At 63.5% G+C, this 18,717-nt stretch carries 17 protein-coding genes; 8 read left to right on the plus strand and 9 right to left on the minus strand.

Annotation, left to right across the window (positions count from 1 at the left end):
* Positions 1-41: 41 nt before the first annotated feature.
* The 5 genes from AB4O22_RS09325 to AB4O22_RS09345 form a co-directional block, all read right to left on the minus strand.
* Complete coding sequence (locus AB4O22_RS09325; RefSeq protein WP_003202596.1) at positions 42-722, minus strand: DUF2238 domain-containing protein; 681 nt, start codon at positions 720-722, stop codon at positions 42-44.
* An 11-nt stretch (positions 723-733) separates the two neighbouring features.
* A complete protein-coding gene (locus AB4O22_RS09330; protein ID WP_460096164.1) occupies positions 734-2,533 on the minus strand; it encodes a thiamine pyrophosphate-requiring protein in 1,800 nt (599 codons plus the stop codon).
* A gap of 143 nt (positions 2,534-2,676) precedes the next feature.
* Positions 2,677-3,318: a ferric reductase-like transmembrane domain-containing protein gene (locus tag AB4O22_RS09335; RefSeq protein WP_460096165.1), complete on the minus strand. Its 642-nt coding sequence runs from the start codon at positions 3,316-3,318 to the stop codon at positions 2,677-2,679.
* Between the two features lie 275 nt (positions 3,319-3,593).
* Complete coding sequence (locus tag AB4O22_RS09340) at positions 3,594-4,904, minus strand: ATP-binding protein (RefSeq protein WP_460096166.1); 1,311 nt, start codon at positions 4,902-4,904, stop codon at positions 3,594-3,596.
* Positions 4,901-5,641 carry a response regulator gene (locus AB4O22_RS09345; RefSeq protein ID WP_003202589.1) on the minus strand — a complete coding sequence of 247 codons (741 nt, stop codon included), beginning with the start codon at positions 5,639-5,641 and terminating at the stop codon, positions 4,901-4,903. Before AB4O22_RS09345 ends, AB4O22_RS09340 begins: the two co-directional genes overlap by 4 nt.
* A gap of 223 nt (positions 5,642-5,864) precedes the next feature.
* Here AB4O22_RS09345 and AB4O22_RS09350 point away from each other — a divergent pair, with 223 nt between their 5' ends.
* The 3 genes from AB4O22_RS09350 to AB4O22_RS09360 all read left to right on the plus strand — a co-directional run bounded on the left by AB4O22_RS09350 (position 5,865) and on the right by AB4O22_RS09360 (position 8,074).
* The gene (locus tag AB4O22_RS09350) at positions 5,865-6,128 is read left to right on the plus strand and encodes a DUF2790 domain-containing protein (RefSeq protein WP_223472257.1); all 264 of its coding nucleotides are present in this window, start codon (positions 5,865-5,867) and stop codon (positions 6,126-6,128) included.
* A gap of 183 nt (positions 6,129-6,311) precedes the next feature.
* Entirely contained in the window at positions 6,312-7,523 is a 1,212-nt protein-coding gene (locus AB4O22_RS09355) for a cytochrome c biogenesis protein DipZ (protein WP_460096167.1), read from the plus strand.
* A 221-nt stretch (positions 7,524-7,744) separates the two neighbouring features.
* Positions 7,745-8,074, plus strand: coding sequence for a hypothetical protein (locus tag AB4O22_RS09360; RefSeq protein ID WP_027911912.1), 330 nt, complete (start codon positions 7,745-7,747; stop codon positions 8,072-8,074).
* 4 nt (positions 8,075-8,078) lie between these two features.
* On the opposite strand, the gene AB4O22_RS09365 is transcribed toward AB4O22_RS09360, so the two are convergent.
* On the minus strand, positions 8,079-9,944 hold the full coding sequence (locus tag AB4O22_RS09365; protein WP_460096168.1) for a sigma-54-dependent Fis family transcriptional regulator: 1,866 nt from the start codon (positions 9,942-9,944) through the stop codon (positions 8,079-8,081).
* Between the two features lie 342 nt (positions 9,945-10,286).
* Here AB4O22_RS09365 and AB4O22_RS09370 point away from each other — a divergent pair, with 342 nt between their 5' ends.
* The 5 genes from AB4O22_RS09370 (at position 10,287) to AB4O22_RS09390 (ending at position 15,653) form a co-directional block, all read left to right on the plus strand.
* Complete coding sequence (locus tag AB4O22_RS09370; protein WP_024616710.1) at positions 10,287-11,360, plus strand: ATP-NAD kinase family protein; 1,074 nt, start codon at positions 10,287-10,289, stop codon at positions 11,358-11,360.
* 2 nt (positions 11,361-11,362) lie between these two features.
* Positions 11,363-12,340 (plus strand): thiamine pyrophosphate-dependent dehydrogenase E1 component subunit alpha, encoded by a 978-nt coding sequence (locus AB4O22_RS09375; RefSeq protein WP_003202577.1) that lies wholly within the window; start codon positions 11,363-11,365, stop codon positions 12,338-12,340.
* A 36-nt stretch (positions 12,341-12,376) separates the two neighbouring features.
* Positions 12,377-13,393, plus strand: a complete 1,017-nt coding sequence (locus AB4O22_RS09380; protein WP_013693530.1) for an alpha-ketoacid dehydrogenase subunit beta — start codon at positions 12,377-12,379, stop codon at positions 13,391-13,393.
* On the plus strand, positions 13,393-14,505 hold the full coding sequence (locus AB4O22_RS09385) for an acetoin dehydrogenase dihydrolipoyllysine-residue acetyltransferase subunit (protein ID WP_013693529.1): 1,113 nt from the start codon (positions 13,393-13,395) through the stop codon (positions 14,503-14,505). The genes AB4O22_RS09380 and AB4O22_RS09385 overlap by 1 nt, the downstream gene beginning before the upstream one ends.
* An 83-nt stretch (positions 14,506-14,588) precedes the next feature.
* Positions 14,589-15,653: a 2,3-butanediol dehydrogenase gene (locus tag AB4O22_RS09390; RefSeq protein WP_003202570.1), complete on the plus strand. Its 1,065-nt coding sequence runs from the start codon at positions 14,589-14,591 to the stop codon at positions 15,651-15,653.
* A 70-nt stretch (positions 15,654-15,723) separates the two neighbouring features.
* Here the strand turns inward: AB4O22_RS09390 and AB4O22_RS09395 are convergent, their stop codons facing one another.
* From AB4O22_RS09395 to AB4O22_RS09405, 3 genes are all read right to left on the minus strand, one after another.
* Positions 15,724-16,278, minus strand: a complete 555-nt coding sequence (locus AB4O22_RS09395; protein WP_223472253.1) for a DinB family protein — start codon at positions 16,276-16,278, stop codon at positions 15,724-15,726.
* A 219-nt stretch (positions 16,279-16,497) separates the two neighbouring features.
* On the minus strand, positions 16,498-17,415 hold the full coding sequence (locus AB4O22_RS09400; RefSeq protein WP_003202565.1) for a dihydrodipicolinate synthase family protein: 918 nt from the start codon (positions 17,413-17,415) through the stop codon (positions 16,498-16,500).
* A gap of 175 nt (positions 17,416-17,590) precedes the next feature.
* A complete protein-coding gene (locus tag AB4O22_RS09405) occupies positions 17,591-18,619 on the minus strand; it encodes a trans-3-hydroxy-L-proline dehydratase (protein WP_027911915.1) in 1,029 nt (342 codons plus the stop codon).
* Positions 18,620-18,717 lie beyond the last annotated feature (98 nt).

The following is an 18,717-nucleotide window of genomic DNA, read 5'->3' on the forward strand; positions in this document are numbered from 1 at the left end:
AGACGTGATCACACAGGAACTGGCGGACATGGGGGCCTGCATCAGGTGCGGGCCTTGAAGCGCAACGTCCATTCGAGGGCGAAGTCCCGCTGGCGCAGGTAACTGACCCCGGCGGCGACCAGCAGGGCCATGAACGCGGCGAGCGCCGCCAGGGCCATGTCCTTTTGTGAATCCCAAGGGTCCTGTTGGGCACCGACAAAGGCCTTGGCGGTATCGCCCCCGATGTAGGCGCCGCCCAACCATTCGATGATTTCATAAATCGCCGACGACGCAAGAATCAGGCTCCAGGCCAGGAAATAGCCCCTGAACCCCGTTGCTGGCGCAACCCGAAGCAAGGCCTCGCGCAGCGGATAGGCCAGCAGCAGGCCGTAGCTGAAGTGCACCAGCCGGTCGAACTGGTTGCGCTGGAAACCCATGAACTGATCAAGCGACTGGCCCCCCGTCAGGGCCTGCCACCACTGGTTGTAAGGCACCTTGGCATATGTGTAGTGGGCGCCGACTTCATGGATGCAAAGGAACACGAACAACAGCGTCGCGGATAGCCGGGAGAAGCTGAATCTCCGATGAACGGTCACCAGGACCACCAATAACGCGATGACCAGCAGGTTCTCCGCCAACCAGTCGCTGCGTTTTATCGGCGCAATGGCCAGCCACCCCCACACCACGCAGAAAGCCAGGAGCAGGGATCGTTCATAGCGACGATGCAGCTCAATGGTTGGCATCGCGTCTTGTCTCACTCTTTATCCGTGCGCTGGCCCGGCAGCAGGCTGCTCAATACCTGCTTGGCGGTTTCGACCACGATGCCTCGCTCGTTCGGGTCGCCCTGGAGCAGGGTCGAGGCAAACTTTTTCGCCTGTTCCAGCTTGATGTGCGGCGGCAGCGGTGGCACGTCGGGGTCGGTGCGAAACTCGATCAGCACCGGGCGATCCGCCGCCAGCGCGGTTTCCCAGGCCGTGGCCACGTCGTCCTCGTGCAGCACCAGGATGCCCTTCAAGCCAATGGATTCGGCGAACAGGTGGTAGGGCACGTCGGGGATGTCCTGGGAGGCGGCGAATTTCGGATCGCCCTCCATGACCCGCTGTTCCCAGGTGACCTGGTTCAAATCCCGATTGTTGAACACCGCGCAGATCCAGGTGCCATTGGCCCAGGTGCGCCAGTATTTGGCGACGGTGATCAGCTCGGTCATGTTGTTCATCTGCATGGCGCCATCACCCACCAGGGCGATCACCGGCCGCTGCGGATGGCAGAACTTCGCCGCGATGGCATAGGGCACGGCCGCGCCCATCGACGCCAGGCCACCGGACAGCGAACACATCATGCCACGGCGGATCTTGATGTCCCGGGCGTACCAGTTGGCGCAGGAGCCGGAATCGCAGGTAATGATGGCGTGCTCCGGTAGTCGCGGCGACAGTTCGAAGGTGACCCGCTGCGGATTGATCGGCTTGGCGCTGACCCGGGCGCGTTTTTCCAGAGTCCGCTCCCAGCGTTCGCACCAATGTTCGATCTTCTTGCGCCAGGCACGGTCGTTTTTTTCTTCGATCAGCGGTAGCAGGGCGCGCAAGGTATCGACGCTATCGCCGTGCAGGTTGACTTCCATGGGGTAACGCAGGCTGAGCATGTCCGCCTGAATGTCGATCTGCACGCCCCGGGCCTGGCCTTCAGGTGGGAGGAATTCTGCGTAGGGGAAGCCGGAGCCGATCATCAGCAGGGTGTCGCAGCCGGCCATCAGGTTGTCGCTGGGCTCAGTGCCGAGCAGGCCGATGGTGCCCGTGACCCAGGGCAGGTCATCCGGCACGGCGGCCTTGCCCAGCAGCGCCTTGGCCACGCCGGCGCCGAGCTTCTCGGCGATGGCGATCACTTCGTCGGTGGCGTGCAGCGCTCCGGCACCGACCAGGATGGCGACTTTCTTGCCGGCATTGAGGACCTCGGCGGCCTTGCGCAGGTCCTCTTCGTAGGGGACGACGCTGGGTTTGCGGTAACCGACGCCGGAGTGAACCGTACCGTGCTTGTGGCGTGGTGCGGTGTATTCCATGTCCTGGAGATCGTTTGGCAGGATCAGCGCCGTGACCCGGCGCTCGCCCACCGCCGTGCGTACGGCGCGGTCCAGCAGGTGGCGCACCTGGGCGGGCACACTGGCTTGCTGCACGAATGCCCCGGCCACGTCCTTGAACAGGCTGACCAGGTCCAGCTCCTGCTGGTAGTGCCCGCCCAGCGCTGCGCGCGCCTGTTGGCCGCTGATGGCGAGCACTGGCATGTGGTCCATCCGCGCGTCGTAGAGGCCGGTCACCAAGTGGGATGCGCCGGGCCCGGAGGTGGCGATGCAGACGCCCAGCTCACCGGTAAACTTGGCGTGGGCGCAGGCCATGAATGCGGCCATTTCCTCGTGGCGGGCCTGGATGAAGCGGATTTTTCCCTGGGCGCGGTTCAAGGCGCCAAAGACGCCGTTGATGCCATCGCCCGGATAGCCATAGATACGGCGAACCCCCCATTCGTAAAGACGTTCCACCAGAAAATCACCAACGGTCATGCTCATGCCTGTCCCTCGCTTCAGGCCGCCGTCGCTTGGCGCGACGTGCAGCGGTTGACGTTCATACAGGACTTGACCAGTGCTTGCCGTCCAAGGTTTCGATTTTTTCAACGCCAAGGTGCTGCGGCGCAGGCGCTATGTGCGAGCTCCTACAGATCAGTCACGTGTTGCGGTCGTTGGCGTCGCTGAGTGGCCTGGGCCAGCTTGCCCACCAGGCGGATGGCGGTGGCGGCGCAGATCAGGCCGAAGGGCAGCACATACCAGGCGCTCATGGGGATGCGTTTGAAGTTGGAATAGGCAAAGATCGCCGCCAGCACCCACATGCCGGTGACATGCAGGCGCTTCCAGGCCTTGAAACCGATCAGGCGCGTGGTGCTTTTGAACGAGGTCAGCGCCAGCAGCAGGATGAACACGTAGCCCACCGTGCCAGGCACGTTGCCAAGGGTGGTGCGGCCGGGCCAGAACTCGGGATTGAGCTGGCCGTAGCTGTAGATCAGCACGGCATGGACCAGATGGGAAAACGCAAAGGCCAGCCCGATGAAGCGCCGTTCGCGCACCAGGGACCGGCTCAGGGGCGAGGGCACCAGCACCGCGAATGCCGAGGCGGTGAAGGCCAGCAGGAACAAGATAAAAGACGAACGCGCCGTGGCGCGAATGGCACTGCGCACGCCTTCGGTCAGGTCCGGGTTGAGCACCAGGATCAACCCGGTCATCAACAACACCAGGGCGGCGAGCAGGCTGAACAGCGACCAGCCCTGATAACGAAAGGGGAATGCAGTTGCGGTAGGCATGTAAAGGCTCCTTGGATGGTGAGACCCGGTCGTGACAGCAGCCGGGAACATCGGGAGTCTTTCAAACAGGTGTAAGCGGGGTGTGTCCGCAACGCAGGATTGTGCAAGTTTGTGTATGCCGATCATCCGCAGACACACTGGCATACAAACCCGCATCCAAATCCAATACCCAGCCACTGTGGGAGCGAGCTTGCTCGCGATGGCGTCAGGTCAGTTGAACAGGTGCTGGCAGATACACCGCTATCGCGAGCAAGCTCGCTCCCACAGAGGCTATGTCAGCTTGCGAATGCCAGCCGCAACTCGGCGCACAGACCACCGCCGTCGCGGTTGCTCAGGGTCAGTGAGCCGCCCATGGCGATCGCCAGTTGCTGGGCGATGGCCAAGCCCAGGCCGGTGCCGCCGGTTTCCCGGTTGCGCGAGCTTTCCACCCGGTAAAACGGCTTGAGCACCTCGGCCAGTTCCTGCTCGTTGATCCCGGGGCCACGGTCCAGTATCTGTATCGCCAATTGCCCGTTGTCGGCGATCTGCACATGGATCTGCGCCGCGCCACCGAACTTCAGGGCATTGTCCACCAGATTGACCAGCACCCGCCGCAAGGCATGGGGACGGGTGTCGATGATCGCGGCGTTTTTCCCGGTCAATTGCACGTCCTTGCCCGTGTCCTGGTAGTCGAACGCCAGGCTGTCGAGGAACGCATCCAGGCTGATCCGGCAACTGGCCTCCGTGGCGCCGTGGATGCTGCGGGCATAAGCCACGCCTTCACGCACCAGGTGCTCCATTTCACCCAAGTCGCTCCACAGCTTGTCCCTTTCGATCCCCTCGTCCATGAATTCAGCGCGCAGCTTCATGCGCGTGATGGGGGTCTGCAAGTCGTGGGAAATCGCTGCCAGCAACTGCATGCGCTCCTTGAGGTAGGCAGCGATGCGGTCTTGCATGGCATTGAACGCTTTGGCGGCATGCACCACTTCGGTCGGGCCTTTCTCGTCCAGGCGAACGCTGTGGGCGTTAGGGTCGAGGGTTTCCACCGCCTGGGCCAGCCGGGTCAGTGGGCCGACGGCGAGGCGCACGGCCAGCCAGGTGCAGCCGATCAACAGCGCCAACTGCCCCAGCAACACCATTGGCAGCCAGGGGGAGAGGGGTGTCATCGCCGGGCGTACGTCGATGGTCAGCGGGCTGCCGTCCCCCAGGCGCAGGTGCGCCTGATAGTGCATTTTCGGCCCGGGAATCTGTTTGAAGGTCAGGCCATACGCCTGGCCGATGGCTTCCTGGATCGAACTGACCGAGATCGGCGCGTCGGCAAGATCCATCGGCTGCCCGGATTGGCCTTCGTCGAGCAGGTAGCCATAGTTGCGCCGGGCGAGTTTCGGCAGCCAGGCCTGGCGTTCGGAAGCAGGCAGGCGGTCAAGAATGGCGACGGAGGTCGAGACGTCGGTTTCCAGGTTGCCGAGCATGGTCGACTTGGCGCTCTGGTAGCGCTCGTAGTACTGGACGCCGAAGGACAGCCCCTGGGCCAGGATCAGGCCAATCAGGAAGATCAGCGAGAGCCTCGAGGCCAGCGTACGCGGCCAGCGCAGCGGCAGGCTCATACCGAGGCCTCGAGGATCTCCACCGGCAGCGAGAACACGTAGCCTTCGCTGCGCACGGTCTTGATGTAGGCCGGCTCCCGGGCATCATCCAGCAGGCGCTGGCGCAGGCGGCTGACCAGCAGGTCGATGGAGCGATCGAACAGGTCGGCGTCCCGGCCCTGGGTCAGGTTAAGCAACTGATCGCGGTTGAGCACCCGTTGCGGATGGTCGAGGAATACCCGCAACAAACGATATTCGGCGCCGCTCAAGGCAACCATGGTGCCGTCGGTGTCCAGCAGGTGGCGGGCGGTGGTGTCCAGGCGCCAGCGCCCGAACGCCAGCAGGCGACCGCTTTCGGTGACCACCAGGTTGGGCGGCAGCATGCGGGTGCGGCGCAGCACGGCGTTGATGCGCGCCAGCAGCTCCCTGGCGGCGAAGGGCTTGACCAGGTAATCATCGGCGCCCATTTCCAGGCCGATGATGCGGTCGGTTTCGTCGTTGCGCGCGGTGAGCATCAATACCGGCGTGGCCTTGTGCTTGCCGGCACGCAGCTCCCGGCACAGCACCAGGCCGTCGTCGCCGGGCATCATGATGTCCAGCACGATCAGGTCCACCGGGGTGGTTTCCAGGAAGGCGCGCATTTGCCGGCCATCGGCGACGACAGTGGTGCGCAGGCCGTTCTTTTTCAGGTAGTTGCCAACCAGTTCTCTGATCTCGCGATCGTCATCCACTATCAACACGTGATCGACATGATCCATGGTGTCCAGCTCCTCGGCGTTTCGTTGTGAGCAGTCTACAGGCGCCGGCCGGCCCGGCTCGCGGCGGTTTGTATTGCAGTGTATCTGGCGCGCGACGGATACACAGCGATGCAAAAAGCCACCTGGTTCGATACAGGCGCGATACCTGCGCGGCATTCAATGGCGTCCATCGAGGCAACACAACAGGCCTCGGCAGATAAAACCATTGAATCGAGGAATCGCCATGAACAGCAAAGCCATCTACGCCGCCTGCCTCTTCGCCGCACTGAACATTTGCACCCTGTCGGCCCGGGCCGAAAGCAACGTGCAGGCGCAGACCTACACCTACGGCACCCACCTGGACATCCAGAAGGTGCTGTCCCTTAGCGAAGACGCCGAGCCGACCTGCGGCGTGGTCAACGCCCAGATGACCTACCTGGATTCGGCAGGCCACAAGCAGGCGCTGGACTACCGCAAGTTTTCCGACAACTGCAATGACGGTAACTGAGTCGCCGTGGAAGCCAACTTGTGACAGTAAACCTGTGGGAGCAAAGCTTGCTCGCGATAAACGATGACGCGGTGATTGCCAGGAATCGAGGCGTCTGCATCGCGAGCAAGCTTTGCTCCCACAGAGGTGCTGACCGATTGGGTGTGTTCTGTCTACCTACCTACCTACCATTGAGGTGTTGCCATGCTTCTGATCGCTTTTCTCGGCGGGATCCTGACGATCCTCAGCCCCTGTATTCTTCCGGTGGTGCCGTTTCTGTTTGCCCGGGCCGATCGCTCCCGTGGCTCGGTGCTGCTGACCCTTGGCGGCATGGTGCTGACGTTTGCCCTGGTCTCCAGCCTGGCGGTGGTCAGCAGCGAGTGGGTGCTGCGTGCCAGCAGCGTCGGCCGCCAAGTCGCCTTGGCGGTGATGGTGGTGTTTGCCTTGTCGCTGATCTTCAGTCGGGTCGGCACCTGGCTGGCGCGGCCGCTGGTCAGCCTGGGCAATCGCCTGGACGCCGGCGCCGGGCGGATGGCCGGGCCTGTGGCTTCAGGGCTGATCGGGGTCGCCACCGGGTTGCTCTGGGCACCGTGCGCCGGACCGATACTCGGGGTGATCCTGACCGGGGCCATGCTGCAAGGCGCCAGCGCACAAACCAGCCTGCTGTTGCTCGCCTACGGCCTGGGCAGCGCCTTGTCCCTGGGTACGCTGATTCTGGCCGGGCGCGGACTGGTCGGACGCCTGAAACTCTCGCTGCCGATCACCACCTGGCTGCGCCGGGGAATAGGGGTGGCGGTATTGCTGGCGGCCGTGGCGATTGGTACCGGGGCGGATGACCGCTTGTTGGCGGCGACTTCCTCCCAACAATCGGCCAGCTTGGAAAAAAGCCTGCTGGAGAACGTGCCCAAGGCCATCGACTATGTGGTGAGCAAGGCTGGCGCAAGTTCCATGCCGGCCCTCGAATCCCAGGGCGCAATGCCTGCGCTGGACGGCGCGGTGCAATGGCTGAACTCACCCCCGCTGAGCAGCGAATCACTCAAGGGCAAGGTGGTGCTGGTGGACTTCTGGACCTACGACTGCATCAACTGCCAGCACACCTTGCCCTATGTGAACGGTTGGGCGAAGAAGTATGAAAAGGACGGGCTGGTGGTGATCGGTGTCCACACCCCGGAGTACGGCTACGAGAAAATCATCGACAACGTGCGCGAGCAGGTGCGCAAGCTGGACATCCATTATCCGGTGGCGATCGACAATCAGTATGCGATCTGGCGTGCCTTCAACAATCAGTACTGGCCGGCTCATTACTTCATCGATGCCAAGGGGCAGGTGCGCTACAGCCATTTTGGCGAAGGACGCTATGGCGAGCAGGAGCAGGTGATCCAGCAACTGCTGCAGGAGGCGAAGGCGGGCCAATGACCGTGGCGAGGGAGCTTGCTATTGGCAAGGGATCTGTGGGAGCAAGGCTTGCCCGCGATGAAGTTCGCACGGTCTATCGGGAACCGAGTCGTCTGCTTCGCGGGCAAGCCTTGCTCCCACAGATAATCCCCTAGCCACAAAAATTGCACAGCCGTGCTGGCCCCTTGCTCAGTTACATAAGGTCAAACTTCTTTCCTTTCAGAAAGTTGGGCGACAAACCTATGCGTATTTCTATGTGGGTCGTGGCGACGTTTCTCCTGGCCGCCGTTTCGCTTGAGGCCCAGGCCAGGGCGCTGACGCAAAACCAGCAGTCGGTGTGCCGCTGGGGTTCGGATATCGCGGCAGGGGCGCAGGCGTCGAAGCTTTCCGGCGTCAGCCTGTACGGCGCGCGCAAGAAGCTGCAAGTGCGCAAGTTTCCCCGGCCCTGGATGCGCATGACCGCCCTGGGCATTACCGAGCAGACCTACAACAGCGCCTCGCGTCTCAAGCCGGTCGCAGTCAAGCAGACCTACTACGAACAATGTGTACGTCACGAACTGGCGCGACGATAGGCCCTCAGGCCGGGCTGCGGCCTGGCATTTCGATGCCATGCAGGTTTACCCGTCGATACAGGGTCGCCCGGGAAATGCCCAGGGCCCGGGCGGCGGCGGTGGGTTTCCAGCGGTGGCGCACCAAGGCATCGAGCAGTGCCTGGCGTTCCGGGCTGGCGCTCGGTTCCGGTCCGTGGTCGGTGACGTCCACGCGGTGCATTGACTCGGGCAGGTGGCTGAGCTGGACCACGCTGGCTTCGCACACCGCGCACGCATAACGCAGCACATGGCGCAGCTGGCGCACATTGCCCGGCCAGTGATAGCCGAGCAGGCATTCCAGGGCCGCGCTGCTCAATTGCACTGTTGCCCCGCACAGCGTCGACTCCTCGGCAAGAATTCGATTGATCAACGCCAGCCGATCGCTGCGTTCGCGCAACGGGGGCAGTTGGAAGCGCGCGCCACCCAGGCGGAAATACAAATCCTCGCGAAACTCGCCGGCGGTCACCAGGGTCTCCAGGTCGCGGTGGGTGGCGCAGATCACCTGGATGTCCACGGCCTTGCGACGGGACGCGCCCAGCGGCGCCACTTCACCCTCGGCCAATACGCGTAGCAGGCGGGTCTGCAAGGCCAGCGGCATGTCGCCGATTTCATCCAGGAACAAGGTGCCGCCATCGGCCTGTTGCAACAGGCCCTGCATGCCCTTGGCCGAGGCGCCGGTGAAGGCGCCGGCGACGTAGCCGAACAGTTCGCTCTCGATCAGGCTTTCCGGAATAGCGGCGCAATTCAACGCCACGAAAGGGCGATCACGGCGCTGGCTGGCCTGGTGCAACTGACGGGCGAACACTTCCTTGCCGGAACCGGTTTCGCCCTGGATCAGCACCGGCAGGTTGCGATCTTTCACCCGCACCGCCAGGCGCAGGCTGTCGGCCAGGCGTGGATCGATTTCCAACGGGGTCATCGCCACCCGCGAACGTGAACTGACCCGCTGGCGTGGCGCGCTCAAGCGCCCGTGCATGGCGTGATCGAGCGAGCAGAGGCTTTCGTCCCGGGCACGGTGCAGCAACTGCTGGTCGAATACCTGGCCGATGTGTTGCGGCAACTGCCCGTAATGTTGCAGCAGGTACTGGCGGGCGGCCGGGTTCAAGGCTTGCAGGCAACCGTCGTCGTCCCAGGCGAACAGGAAGTCCGGCTGGCTGTCGACGTAGCCGGCGTTGCGATGGGCCCGCAGCACCCAGTAACCCTGGGCGCTGCTCATGAAAAACGCCTGTTCGATCTCCCGGGCGCTCTGCACCACCATTTGCCGGATCAGGTGCTGCGAGCGCCGATCATCCGGCGAGCGCACCGCCGAGACGTCCAGCACCCCGAGCAATTCGCCCTGGGGATCGAAGACCGGCGCGGCGGAGCAGGTCAGGCCAATGAACGCCGCCCGGAAATGGTCGCGCTTGTGCACCGTCACCGGGGCCTTGGCCGTGAGCACCGCCGCCACGCCGCAGGTGCCTTCCTCGCCCTCCGACCAACAGGTGCCCAGGTACAGCCCGGCCTTGCGGCAGTCATTGCGAATCGTGGTTTCCACCCGGTAGTCGATGGTCTGGCCCTGGGCATCGGTCAGTAGCACGCAGTAGTCGGCATCGCGGACCCGGCCATGGAGGCGAGCCACTTCTTCGCTGGCGATATTGAGGAACAGCTCGGAGCGTTCACGGCATTGCTTGAGCACGTCCTGGGACAGGATGCGCGGGCCCTGCAGCGAACCGGGGTCCAGGTGATGTTGCTCCATGGACCGGCGCCAGGAGTCGAGGATCAGGTCCGGGACGGGCAGTTGTGGCAATTGGTTCGCGTTTTTCACCACGCGGCTGACGCAATCCACGTGCGCCCGGGAGTGAGCGGAAAGCATAGAGGCCTCCGATTCAGCTTCTTATCGTTGTGCGCACATTAAGCGCCGTTCGCCGGGTGCAGACAAGCTCGACGGGTTCTTCGGGCGGTGTGAGACGCCACGTCTCAGAGTCTCGCCGAAACCTCGTGCAGGCTGACATGGGGCGTCTCACCGGGGCTCGGTTCGCGTCATCGAAAATCCCATGGGGGCCGCTCTGGCCCGGGCTTTGAGCAGGTTTTTTTCACAACTGGCACCGCCCTTGCTCTACCTCTGGGGCCCGCTCGACGGGTCATCCAATAATAACAACGAGGTGTCTATGGTTTCCTGCCCAGGCCGTGTGCCTGCCCCCTCCACGGTGGTGTCATGAGTCGCCGGCCATTGACCGTGGGCATCATCGCCAACCCTGCATCGGGCCGTGACGTGCGGCGCCTGACCGCCAATGCCGGGCTGTTTTCCAGCACTGACAAGGTCTCGGTGATCCAGCGCCTGCTGGCCGCTTTCGGCGCCACCGGCATCGAACAGGTGTTGATGCCCACCGACATGATTGGCATGGCCGCCGCCGTGCTGAAGAACAGCCACAGCCGCCAGGCCCGCAGCAGCCACTGGCCGGCCCTGGAGTTTCTCGACCTGACCCTGCGCCAGACCGTCGAAGACACCCGCCGGGCCGCACGCCTGATGGCCGAGCGCGAGGTGGCGCTGATCGCCGTGCTTGGCGGCGACGGCACCCACAAGGCGGTGGCCGCCGAAGTGGGGGACATCCCGTTGCTGACCCTGTCCACCGGCACCAACAACGCCTTTCCCGAACTGCGCGAGGCCACCAGTGCGGGCTTGGCCGGAGGGTTGTACGCCAGTGGCCGAATCCCGGACTCGATCGGCTTGCGCCGCAACAAGCGCTTGTTGGTCTGTGATGCCGGACGTGGCTTGCGCGAAGTCGCCCTGGTGGACGTCGCCGTGTCGCCGCTGCGGTTTGTCGGCGCCCGGGCGATCAGTCGCGCACAGGACCTGGCCGAAGTCTTCGTGACCTTCGCCGAACCGCAATCCATTGGCCTGTCGGCGCTGTGCGGCTTGTGGTTTCCGGTGTCGCGCCAGGCACCGGGTGGTGCCTGGATGCGCCTGGACCCGCAATCCCCCGAAGCGCTGCTGGTGCCGCTTGCGCCAGGGCTGCTGCAAGGCTGTGGCGTGCTCGCTGCCGGGCCCCTGGAACCTGGCATCGCCCACGGCCTGTCGCTCTCCAGCGGCACCCTGGCCCTGGATGGCGAACGGGAAATCGAATTCAACGCGCAGGACCGGCCCACGGTCACCCTTGATGCTGGCGGCCCGCTGAGCATCGACGTCAACGCGGTGCTGGCCTACGCCGCGCAACACCGTTTGCTGGCCATCGGCCGCGAACACCCGCAACACCCTCTGAATCTTCAAGAAGACACCCCAGGAGAATAAAAATGTCGACACCGCTCACCCACGATCAACTGCTGCACGCCTATCAGGTGATGCGCACCATCCGCGCCTTCGAAGAGCGCCTGCACGTGGAATTCGCTACCGGCGAAATTCCCGGTTTCGTCCACCTGTATGCCGGCGAAGAAGCCTCGGCCGCCGGCGTCATGGCCCATCTGGGCGATGACGATTGCATCGCGTCCAACCACCGTGGTCACGGCCATTGCATCGCCAAGGGCGTGGACGTCTACGGGATGATGGCCGAGATCTATGGCAAGAAAACCGGCGTCTGCCAAGGCAAGGGCGGTTCGATGCACATCGCCGATTTCGAGAAGGGCATGCTCGGTGCCAATGGCATTGTCGGTGCCGGCGCGCCGCTGGTGGTGGGCGCCGCACTGGCGGCCCGGCTCAAGGGCACCGACAGCGTTGCCGTGGTGTTTTTCGGCGACGGCGGCTCCAACGAGGGCGCGGTGTTCGAAGCCATGAACATGGCCTCGGTGTGGAACCTGCCGTGCCTGTTCATCGCCGAAAACAATGGCTACGCCGAAGCCACCGCCTCCAATTGGTCGGTGGCCTGCGATCACATCGCCGACCGTGCGGCCGGGTTCGGCATGCCCGGGGTGACGGTGGATGGCTTTGACTTCTTTGCCGTGCATGAGGCCGCCGGGGCCGCCGTCGAACGCGCCCGTGCCGGGGAAGGGCCGTCGCTGATCGAGGTCAAGCTGACGCGCTACTACGGTCACTTCGAGGGCGACGCCCAGACCTATCGGGCGCCCGACGAGGTCAAGCATTTTCGCGAGAACCAGGACTGCCTGATGCAGTTCCGCGAACGCACCACCCGGGCCGGATTGCTCACCGTCGAGCAGTTGGACCAGATCGACAAGGAAGTGGACATGCTGATTGAAAACGCCGTGAACAAGGCCAAATCCGATCCCAAGCCCACCGCGGCGGACCTGCTGACCGACGTCTACGTCAGCTATCCCTGAACGCCCCCCTGAATAACAACAATAGAGAATCCCATCATGGCGAGAAAAATCAGCTATCAGCAGGCAATCAACGAGGCCCTGGCCCAGGAAATGCGCCGCGACTCCAGCGTCTTCATCATGGGTGAGGACGTGGCCGGTGGTGCTGGCGCACCCGGTGAAAACGACGCCTGGGGCGGTGTGCTCGGCGTTACCAAGGGGCTTTACGCCCAGTTCCCCGGACGCGTGCTGGACACGCCGCTGTCGGAAATCGGTTACGTCGGCGCGGCGGTCGGGGCCGCCACCTGCGGCGTGCGCCCGGTGTGCGAACTGATGTTCGTCGACTTTGCCGGCTGCTGCCTGGACCAGATCCTCAACCAGGCGGCGAAGTTTCGCTACATGTTCGGCGGCAAGGCCTCCACGCCCCTGGTGATCCGCACCATGGTCGGCGCCGGCCTGCGCGCCGCCGCCCAGCATTCGCAGATGCTCACGTCGTTGTGGACGCACATTCCGGGACTCAAAGTAGTGTGCCCGTCATCGCCTTACGACGCCAAGGGCCTGCTGATCCAGGCGATCCGCGACAACGACCCGGTGATCTTCTGCGAGCACAAGTTGCTCTACAGCATGCAGGGCGAGGTGCCGGAAGAGCTCTACACCATTCCCTTTGGCGAGGCCAACTTCCTGCGTGACGGCAAGGACGTGACCCTCGTGTCCTACGGGCGCACCGTCAACACCGCGATGGACGCGGCGCGCAGCCTGGCCGGGCGTGGCATCGACTGCGAAGTCATCGACCTGCGCACCACCAGCCCATTGGACGAGGACAGCATCCTGGAAAGTGTCGAGAAGACCGGGCGCCTGGTGGTGATCGACGAGGCCAACCCACGCTGTTCCATGGCCACCGATATTTCGGCGCTGGTGGCGCAAAAAGCCTTTGGCGCGCTCAAGGCGCCGATTGAAATGGTCACCGCGCCGCACACCCCGGTGCCGTTCTCCGATTCGCTGGAAGACCTGTACATCCCTGACGCGGCGAAGATCGAACAAGCCGTGCTCAACGTGATCGAGTGGAGCAAGCGCTGATGAGCCAGATTCATACCCTGACCATGCCCAAGTGGGGCCTGTCGATGACCGAGGGCCGGGTCGATGCCTGGCTCAAGGAGGAGGGCCAGGCCATCACCAAGGGCGATGAAGTGATGGACGTGGAGACCGACAAGATCTCCAGCAGCGTCGAGGCACCGTTTTCCGGAATCCTGCGCCGCCAGATCGCCCGCCAGGACGAAACCCTGGCGGTCGGCGCCTTGCTAGGCATCGTGGTCGACGGCGATGCCAGCGAGGCCGAGATCGATGCGGTCATCGAGCAGTTCCAATCGACCTTTGTGCCCGGCGATGCGGCCGACGAAGACAGTGGACCGAAACCGCAGAAAGTCGAGTTGGACGGCCGGGTGATCCGCTATTTCGAGCGGGGCGAGGGCGGTACGCCGTTGTTGCTGGTGCATGGTTTCGGCGGCGACCTGAACAACTGGCTGTTCAACCACGAGGCGTTGGCGGCCGGGCGTCGGGTCATTGCGCTGGACCTGCCGGGCCACGGCGAATCTTCGAAAACCCTGCAACGCGGCGATCTGGACGAATTGAGCGGCGTGGTGCTGGCCTTGCTCGATCACCTGGACATCAACGCCGCGCATCTGGTGGGGCATTCCATGGGTGGGGCGGTGTCGCTTAACGCCGCACGCCTGATGCCCCAGCGAGTCCGGTCGCTGACCTTGATCGGCAGCGCCGGGCTGGGCGCGGAGATCAACGGCAGCTACCTGCAAGGTTTTGTCGAAGCGGCCAACCGCAACGCCCTCAAGCCGCAACTGGTGCAACTGTTTTCCAATGCCGAACTGGTCAACCGCCAGATGCTCGACGACATGCTCAAGTACAAGCGCCTGGAGGGCGTGGACGCGGCGCTGCAGCAACTGTCAGCGACGCTGTTCGCCGACGGCCGCCAACAGATGGACTTGCGCGAAGTGGTGCAGGCCGGCGACGTACCGAGCCTGGTGATCTGGGGCAGCGATGACGCAATTATCCCGGCGGCCCATAGCGACGGGCTGAGAGCCCAGGTGGAGGTGCTGTCCGGCCAGGGCCACATGGTGCAAATGGAAGCGGCCGAGCAGGTCAACCGGCTGATCCTCGGGTTCATCGAGCAGCACTGATCAAGCGGCGGCGACATGCGTCGTCGTCCCTACAAAATTCTGGAGGCAACGTCATGAACGTTTCAATCAAGCCGACCCGCAGCATGCGCGCCGCCGTCTGGCATGGCCGCAACGACATCCGCGTCGAAGACGTGCCACTGCCGGTTTCGCCGCCCGCCGGTTGGGTGCAGATCCGCGTGCAATGGTGCGGCATTTGCGGCTCCGACCTGCATGAGTACGTGGCCGGGCCGGTGTTCATCCCGGTGGACGCGCCACACCCGCTGACCGGAATCAAGGGCCAGTGCATCCTCGGCCATGAGTTCTGCGGCGAGATCGTCGAACTGGGTGCCGGCGTCGAAGGCTTCAGTGTCGGTGAACCGGTGGCGGCGGACGCCTGTCAGCACTGCGGTACCTGCTATTACTGCACCCACGGGCTCTACAACATTTGCGAGAACCTGGCCTTCACCGGGCTGATGAACAACGGTGCGTTCGCCGAACTGGTCAACGTACCGGCCAACCTGCTCTATAAACTGCCTGCCGATTTCCCAGCCGAGGCCGGTGCGTTGATAGAGCCGTTGGCGGTGGGCATGCATGCGGTGAAAAAGGCCGGGAGCCTGCTGGGTCAGAACGTGGTGGTGGTTGGCGCCGGCACCATCGGCCTGTGCACCATCATGTGCGCCAAGGCCGCCGGCGCGGCCCAGGTGATCGCCCTGGAAATGTCCGGTGCGCGCAAGGCCAAGGCCCTGGAAGTCGGGGCCAGCCATGTGATCGATCCGAATGAATGCGACGCCCTGGCCGAAGTCCGCCGCCTGACCGGTGGCCTGGGGGCCGATGTCAGTTTCGAATGCATCGGCAACAAGCACACCGCGAAACTGGCCATCGACCTGATCCGCAAGGCCGGCAAATGCGTGTTGGTGGGTATCTTCGAGGAACCCAGCCAATTCAATTTCTTCGAACTGGTCTCCACCGAAAAACAGGTGCTCGGCGCGCTGGCCTACAACGGCGAATTCGCCGATGTGATTGCCTTCATCGCCGATGGACGCCTGGACATCTCGCCGCTGGTCACTGGACGCATCCAGCTGGAGCAGATTGTCGGCCAGGGCTTCGAGGAGTTGGTCAATAACAAGGAGCACAACGTGAAAATCATCGTGTCTCCCGCACGGATCTGAGAGCGCCTGACGTGGGCGATTTGGCGATGGCCGGCAGCGGCCATCGCATTTTTTCGGCCAGGGGCGACGTTCAGTCCGGCAGATAGTCTTGCCAGACGGTCGTTTCGTTGAGTTGCAGTTGCTGCTCTTCGTCTTGCCGAAAAGTACGGTCGCAATCGAGGAAGAATTCATCGAGCTGCGGTGGCTTGATGCCGGTGCCACTGAGCATCGAATGCACCTGGCCGCGGTGATGGATCTGATGTTCGAACAGGTGCAACAGCAGCCGGTCGATGCGCTCGCGCACCACACCGTCGACACGTACCAGCTCCACGCAGCGGGCGAGGTCTTTCTCCCGCAGGGTTTCGCAGAACGCCACCAGCCGCTGGTCGGTTTGGGTTTGGCTTTGCTTCAGTTGGGCAAAGGCCAGGGTCTCGGAAAAGTCCTTTATCTGCCCATCGCGGTCGCCTTCCAGGGCAGTGAGGTAATAGCGGTCCACTTCCAGGATGTGGCAAAGCGTGGCTTGTATGGACGGGAAGAACCCCGTGCGCGGCGCTTCGTATTCAGCCTCGCTCAACTGCGCGCAGGCAGTGAGTAGCCGGTGGTTGGCCCACTGATTGTTCAGAGCCTGGGCCAGGAAATAATTCATGGGAAGCCTCGTCAAGACTTTGTGGGAGCGAGCTTGCTCGCGATTTAGTCGGCACATCCAGCATAGCCGGCTCAGGCAGACCGCTATCGCGAGCAAGCTCGCTCCCACAAGGGATTTTGTATGGGCTGCAAATCCTCCTTGCACCTTGGTCCCTGTGGAAGCGAGCTTGCTCGCGATAGCGGCGGCACAATCACCGCCGGTTAGCGTCATGCCTTGTGGTCAAAGCCCCACATCCGGCAACACCGGCCGATTCGCCAGGGCCTTGGCCATGATCTGCTCCACATACACCCGGTCCGCTTCCGGCAGGGCCAGGCGCGGTGGGCGGGTGAGGGCGCTGCCGCGGCCGGCGATGGCTTCGCACAGCTTGATGCATTGCACCAGGTCGGCGCGGGCGTCCAGGTGCAGGATCGGCATCAGCCATTCGTAGATCGGCATCGCTTCGGCGAAGCGCCCGGCGCGGGCCAGGCGGAAAATGGTCTCGCCTTCCTGCGGGAACACGTTGGACATGCCCGAGACCCAACCTTCGGCCCCCACAGCGAGGCTTTCCAGCACCACGTCATCAAGGCCTGCGAACAACACAAAACGGTCGCCGACTTCGTTGCGCACGTCGATAAAGCGCCGGGTGTCACCGGAGGAATCCTTGAAACACACCACGTTGTCGCAATCGGCCAGGGAAATCAGGATGTCCGGTGTCACGTCATTCTTGTAGATCGGCGGGTTGTTGTAGACCATCAGCGGCACGTCGGCATGCCGGGCCACGTAGCGGAAATGCTCGGCGGTCTCGAACGGCTTGGAGCCATAGACCAGCGCCGGCATCAGCATCACCCCGTCGACGCCAACCTTGCGCACCGCGTTGGCAACCTTGGCGGCTTGCACGCTGGTGAATTCGGCCACGCCGCAGATCACCGGCACGCGGCCACGGGAGGCGTCTACCGCGACTTCGGTCACGGCGATTTTTTCCTCGGCGCTCAAGGACGTGTTTTCCCCCACCGACCCGCAGACCACCAGGCCGGAAACACCGTCACGAATGACGTTGGAAATCACTTGGTGGGTTTTTTCCAGGTTGATGGAAAAGTCGTCGTTGAATTGGGTGGTGACGGCAGGGAAGACGCCGCTCCAGTTGATGCGTTTGCTCATGGGTTGTCTCCGGTTATGGTATTTCGTATACGCAGGTAAAAGTGAATTCACAACAAATCCCCTGTGGGAGCAAAGCTTGCTCGCGATGCAGGCGCCTCGGTTTCACGGAAGACCGCGTCAACTTCATCGCGGGCAAGCCTTGCTCCCACAGGGGGGCGAAGCCAGTTCAAAAAAGTCATGCACCCGGCCAGGTATCCGAAAGCCGGTAGCCCTCGGGCCACGGATCGGCCGGGTCGAGCAACAGCTGATGCGTCCCGGTGATCCACGCCCGTCCGGCGATGCACGGATAAATCGCCGGGCGTCCGGCCACGTCGGTCAGTGAGTCGATGCGGCAGAGGAATTCGGAGCCGATGATCGAGCGGCCGATAAAACGCTCGCCGACCTGCATCAAGCCCTTGGCGTGCAGCACCGCCATGCGTGCCGAGCAGCCGGTGCCGGTGGGCGAGCGGTCGATCTTGCCGGGCTGGATCACCACGGCATTGGCGCCGGTGGCGATGCCGTTTTCCTGGACGATGGGCGCGGCGATCTGGCAGAACGAGATGTGCGACCAGTCGGGGTTCAACGGATGCACGAAGCCCAGTTGTTCGTTGGCGGCGCGGGTGATCTTCAAACCCACGGCCACCAGTTCGGCGGCTTCGTCAGGGCGGATGGCAAAGCCCAGGCGCTGGGCGTCGACGATGACAAAGCTGTCGCCGCCATACGCCGTGTCCACCTGCAACGAGCCCAGGCCCTCGACTTCGATCCAGGCATCGAGGCGGTCGGCGAAGGAGGGCACGTTCTTGATCTCGACCCGTTGCACCTTGCCGTCGCGGCAGTCGGCCACCGCTTCGATCAGGCCACCCGGCGCTTCGAGCACCAGGCGGGTCTGGGGCTCGGTCATTGGCAGGATGCCGCTGTCCAGCAGCACGGTGGCGACGCACAGCGAGTTGGAGCCGGACATCGGCGGGGTGTCGGCCGGTTCCATGATGATCCAGGCCATTTGCGCCCGTGGGTCCTTGGCTGGCACCAGCAGGTTGACGTGGCGGAACACACCGCCGCGGGGCTCGTTGAGGACAAAGTTGCGAAGGGTCTGGTCCTGGGCGATCCAGCGTGACTGTTCCCACACCGTGGCACCGGGTGGAGGGGCGACGCCGCCGACGATCACATCGCCGACTTCGCCTTCGGCGTGGCAGCTGACGACATGGATGATTTTTGATGAGCGCATGAGTCAAATCCTTGTGTGTCTGGTCGGGCCTCATCGCGGGCAAGCCTTGCTCCCACAAAGGGTTTTGTGGTGCACACGAAACAGTGTGGGAGCGAGCT

The sequence above is a fragment of the Pseudomonas sp. S3_B11 genome (assembly GCF_054667715.1).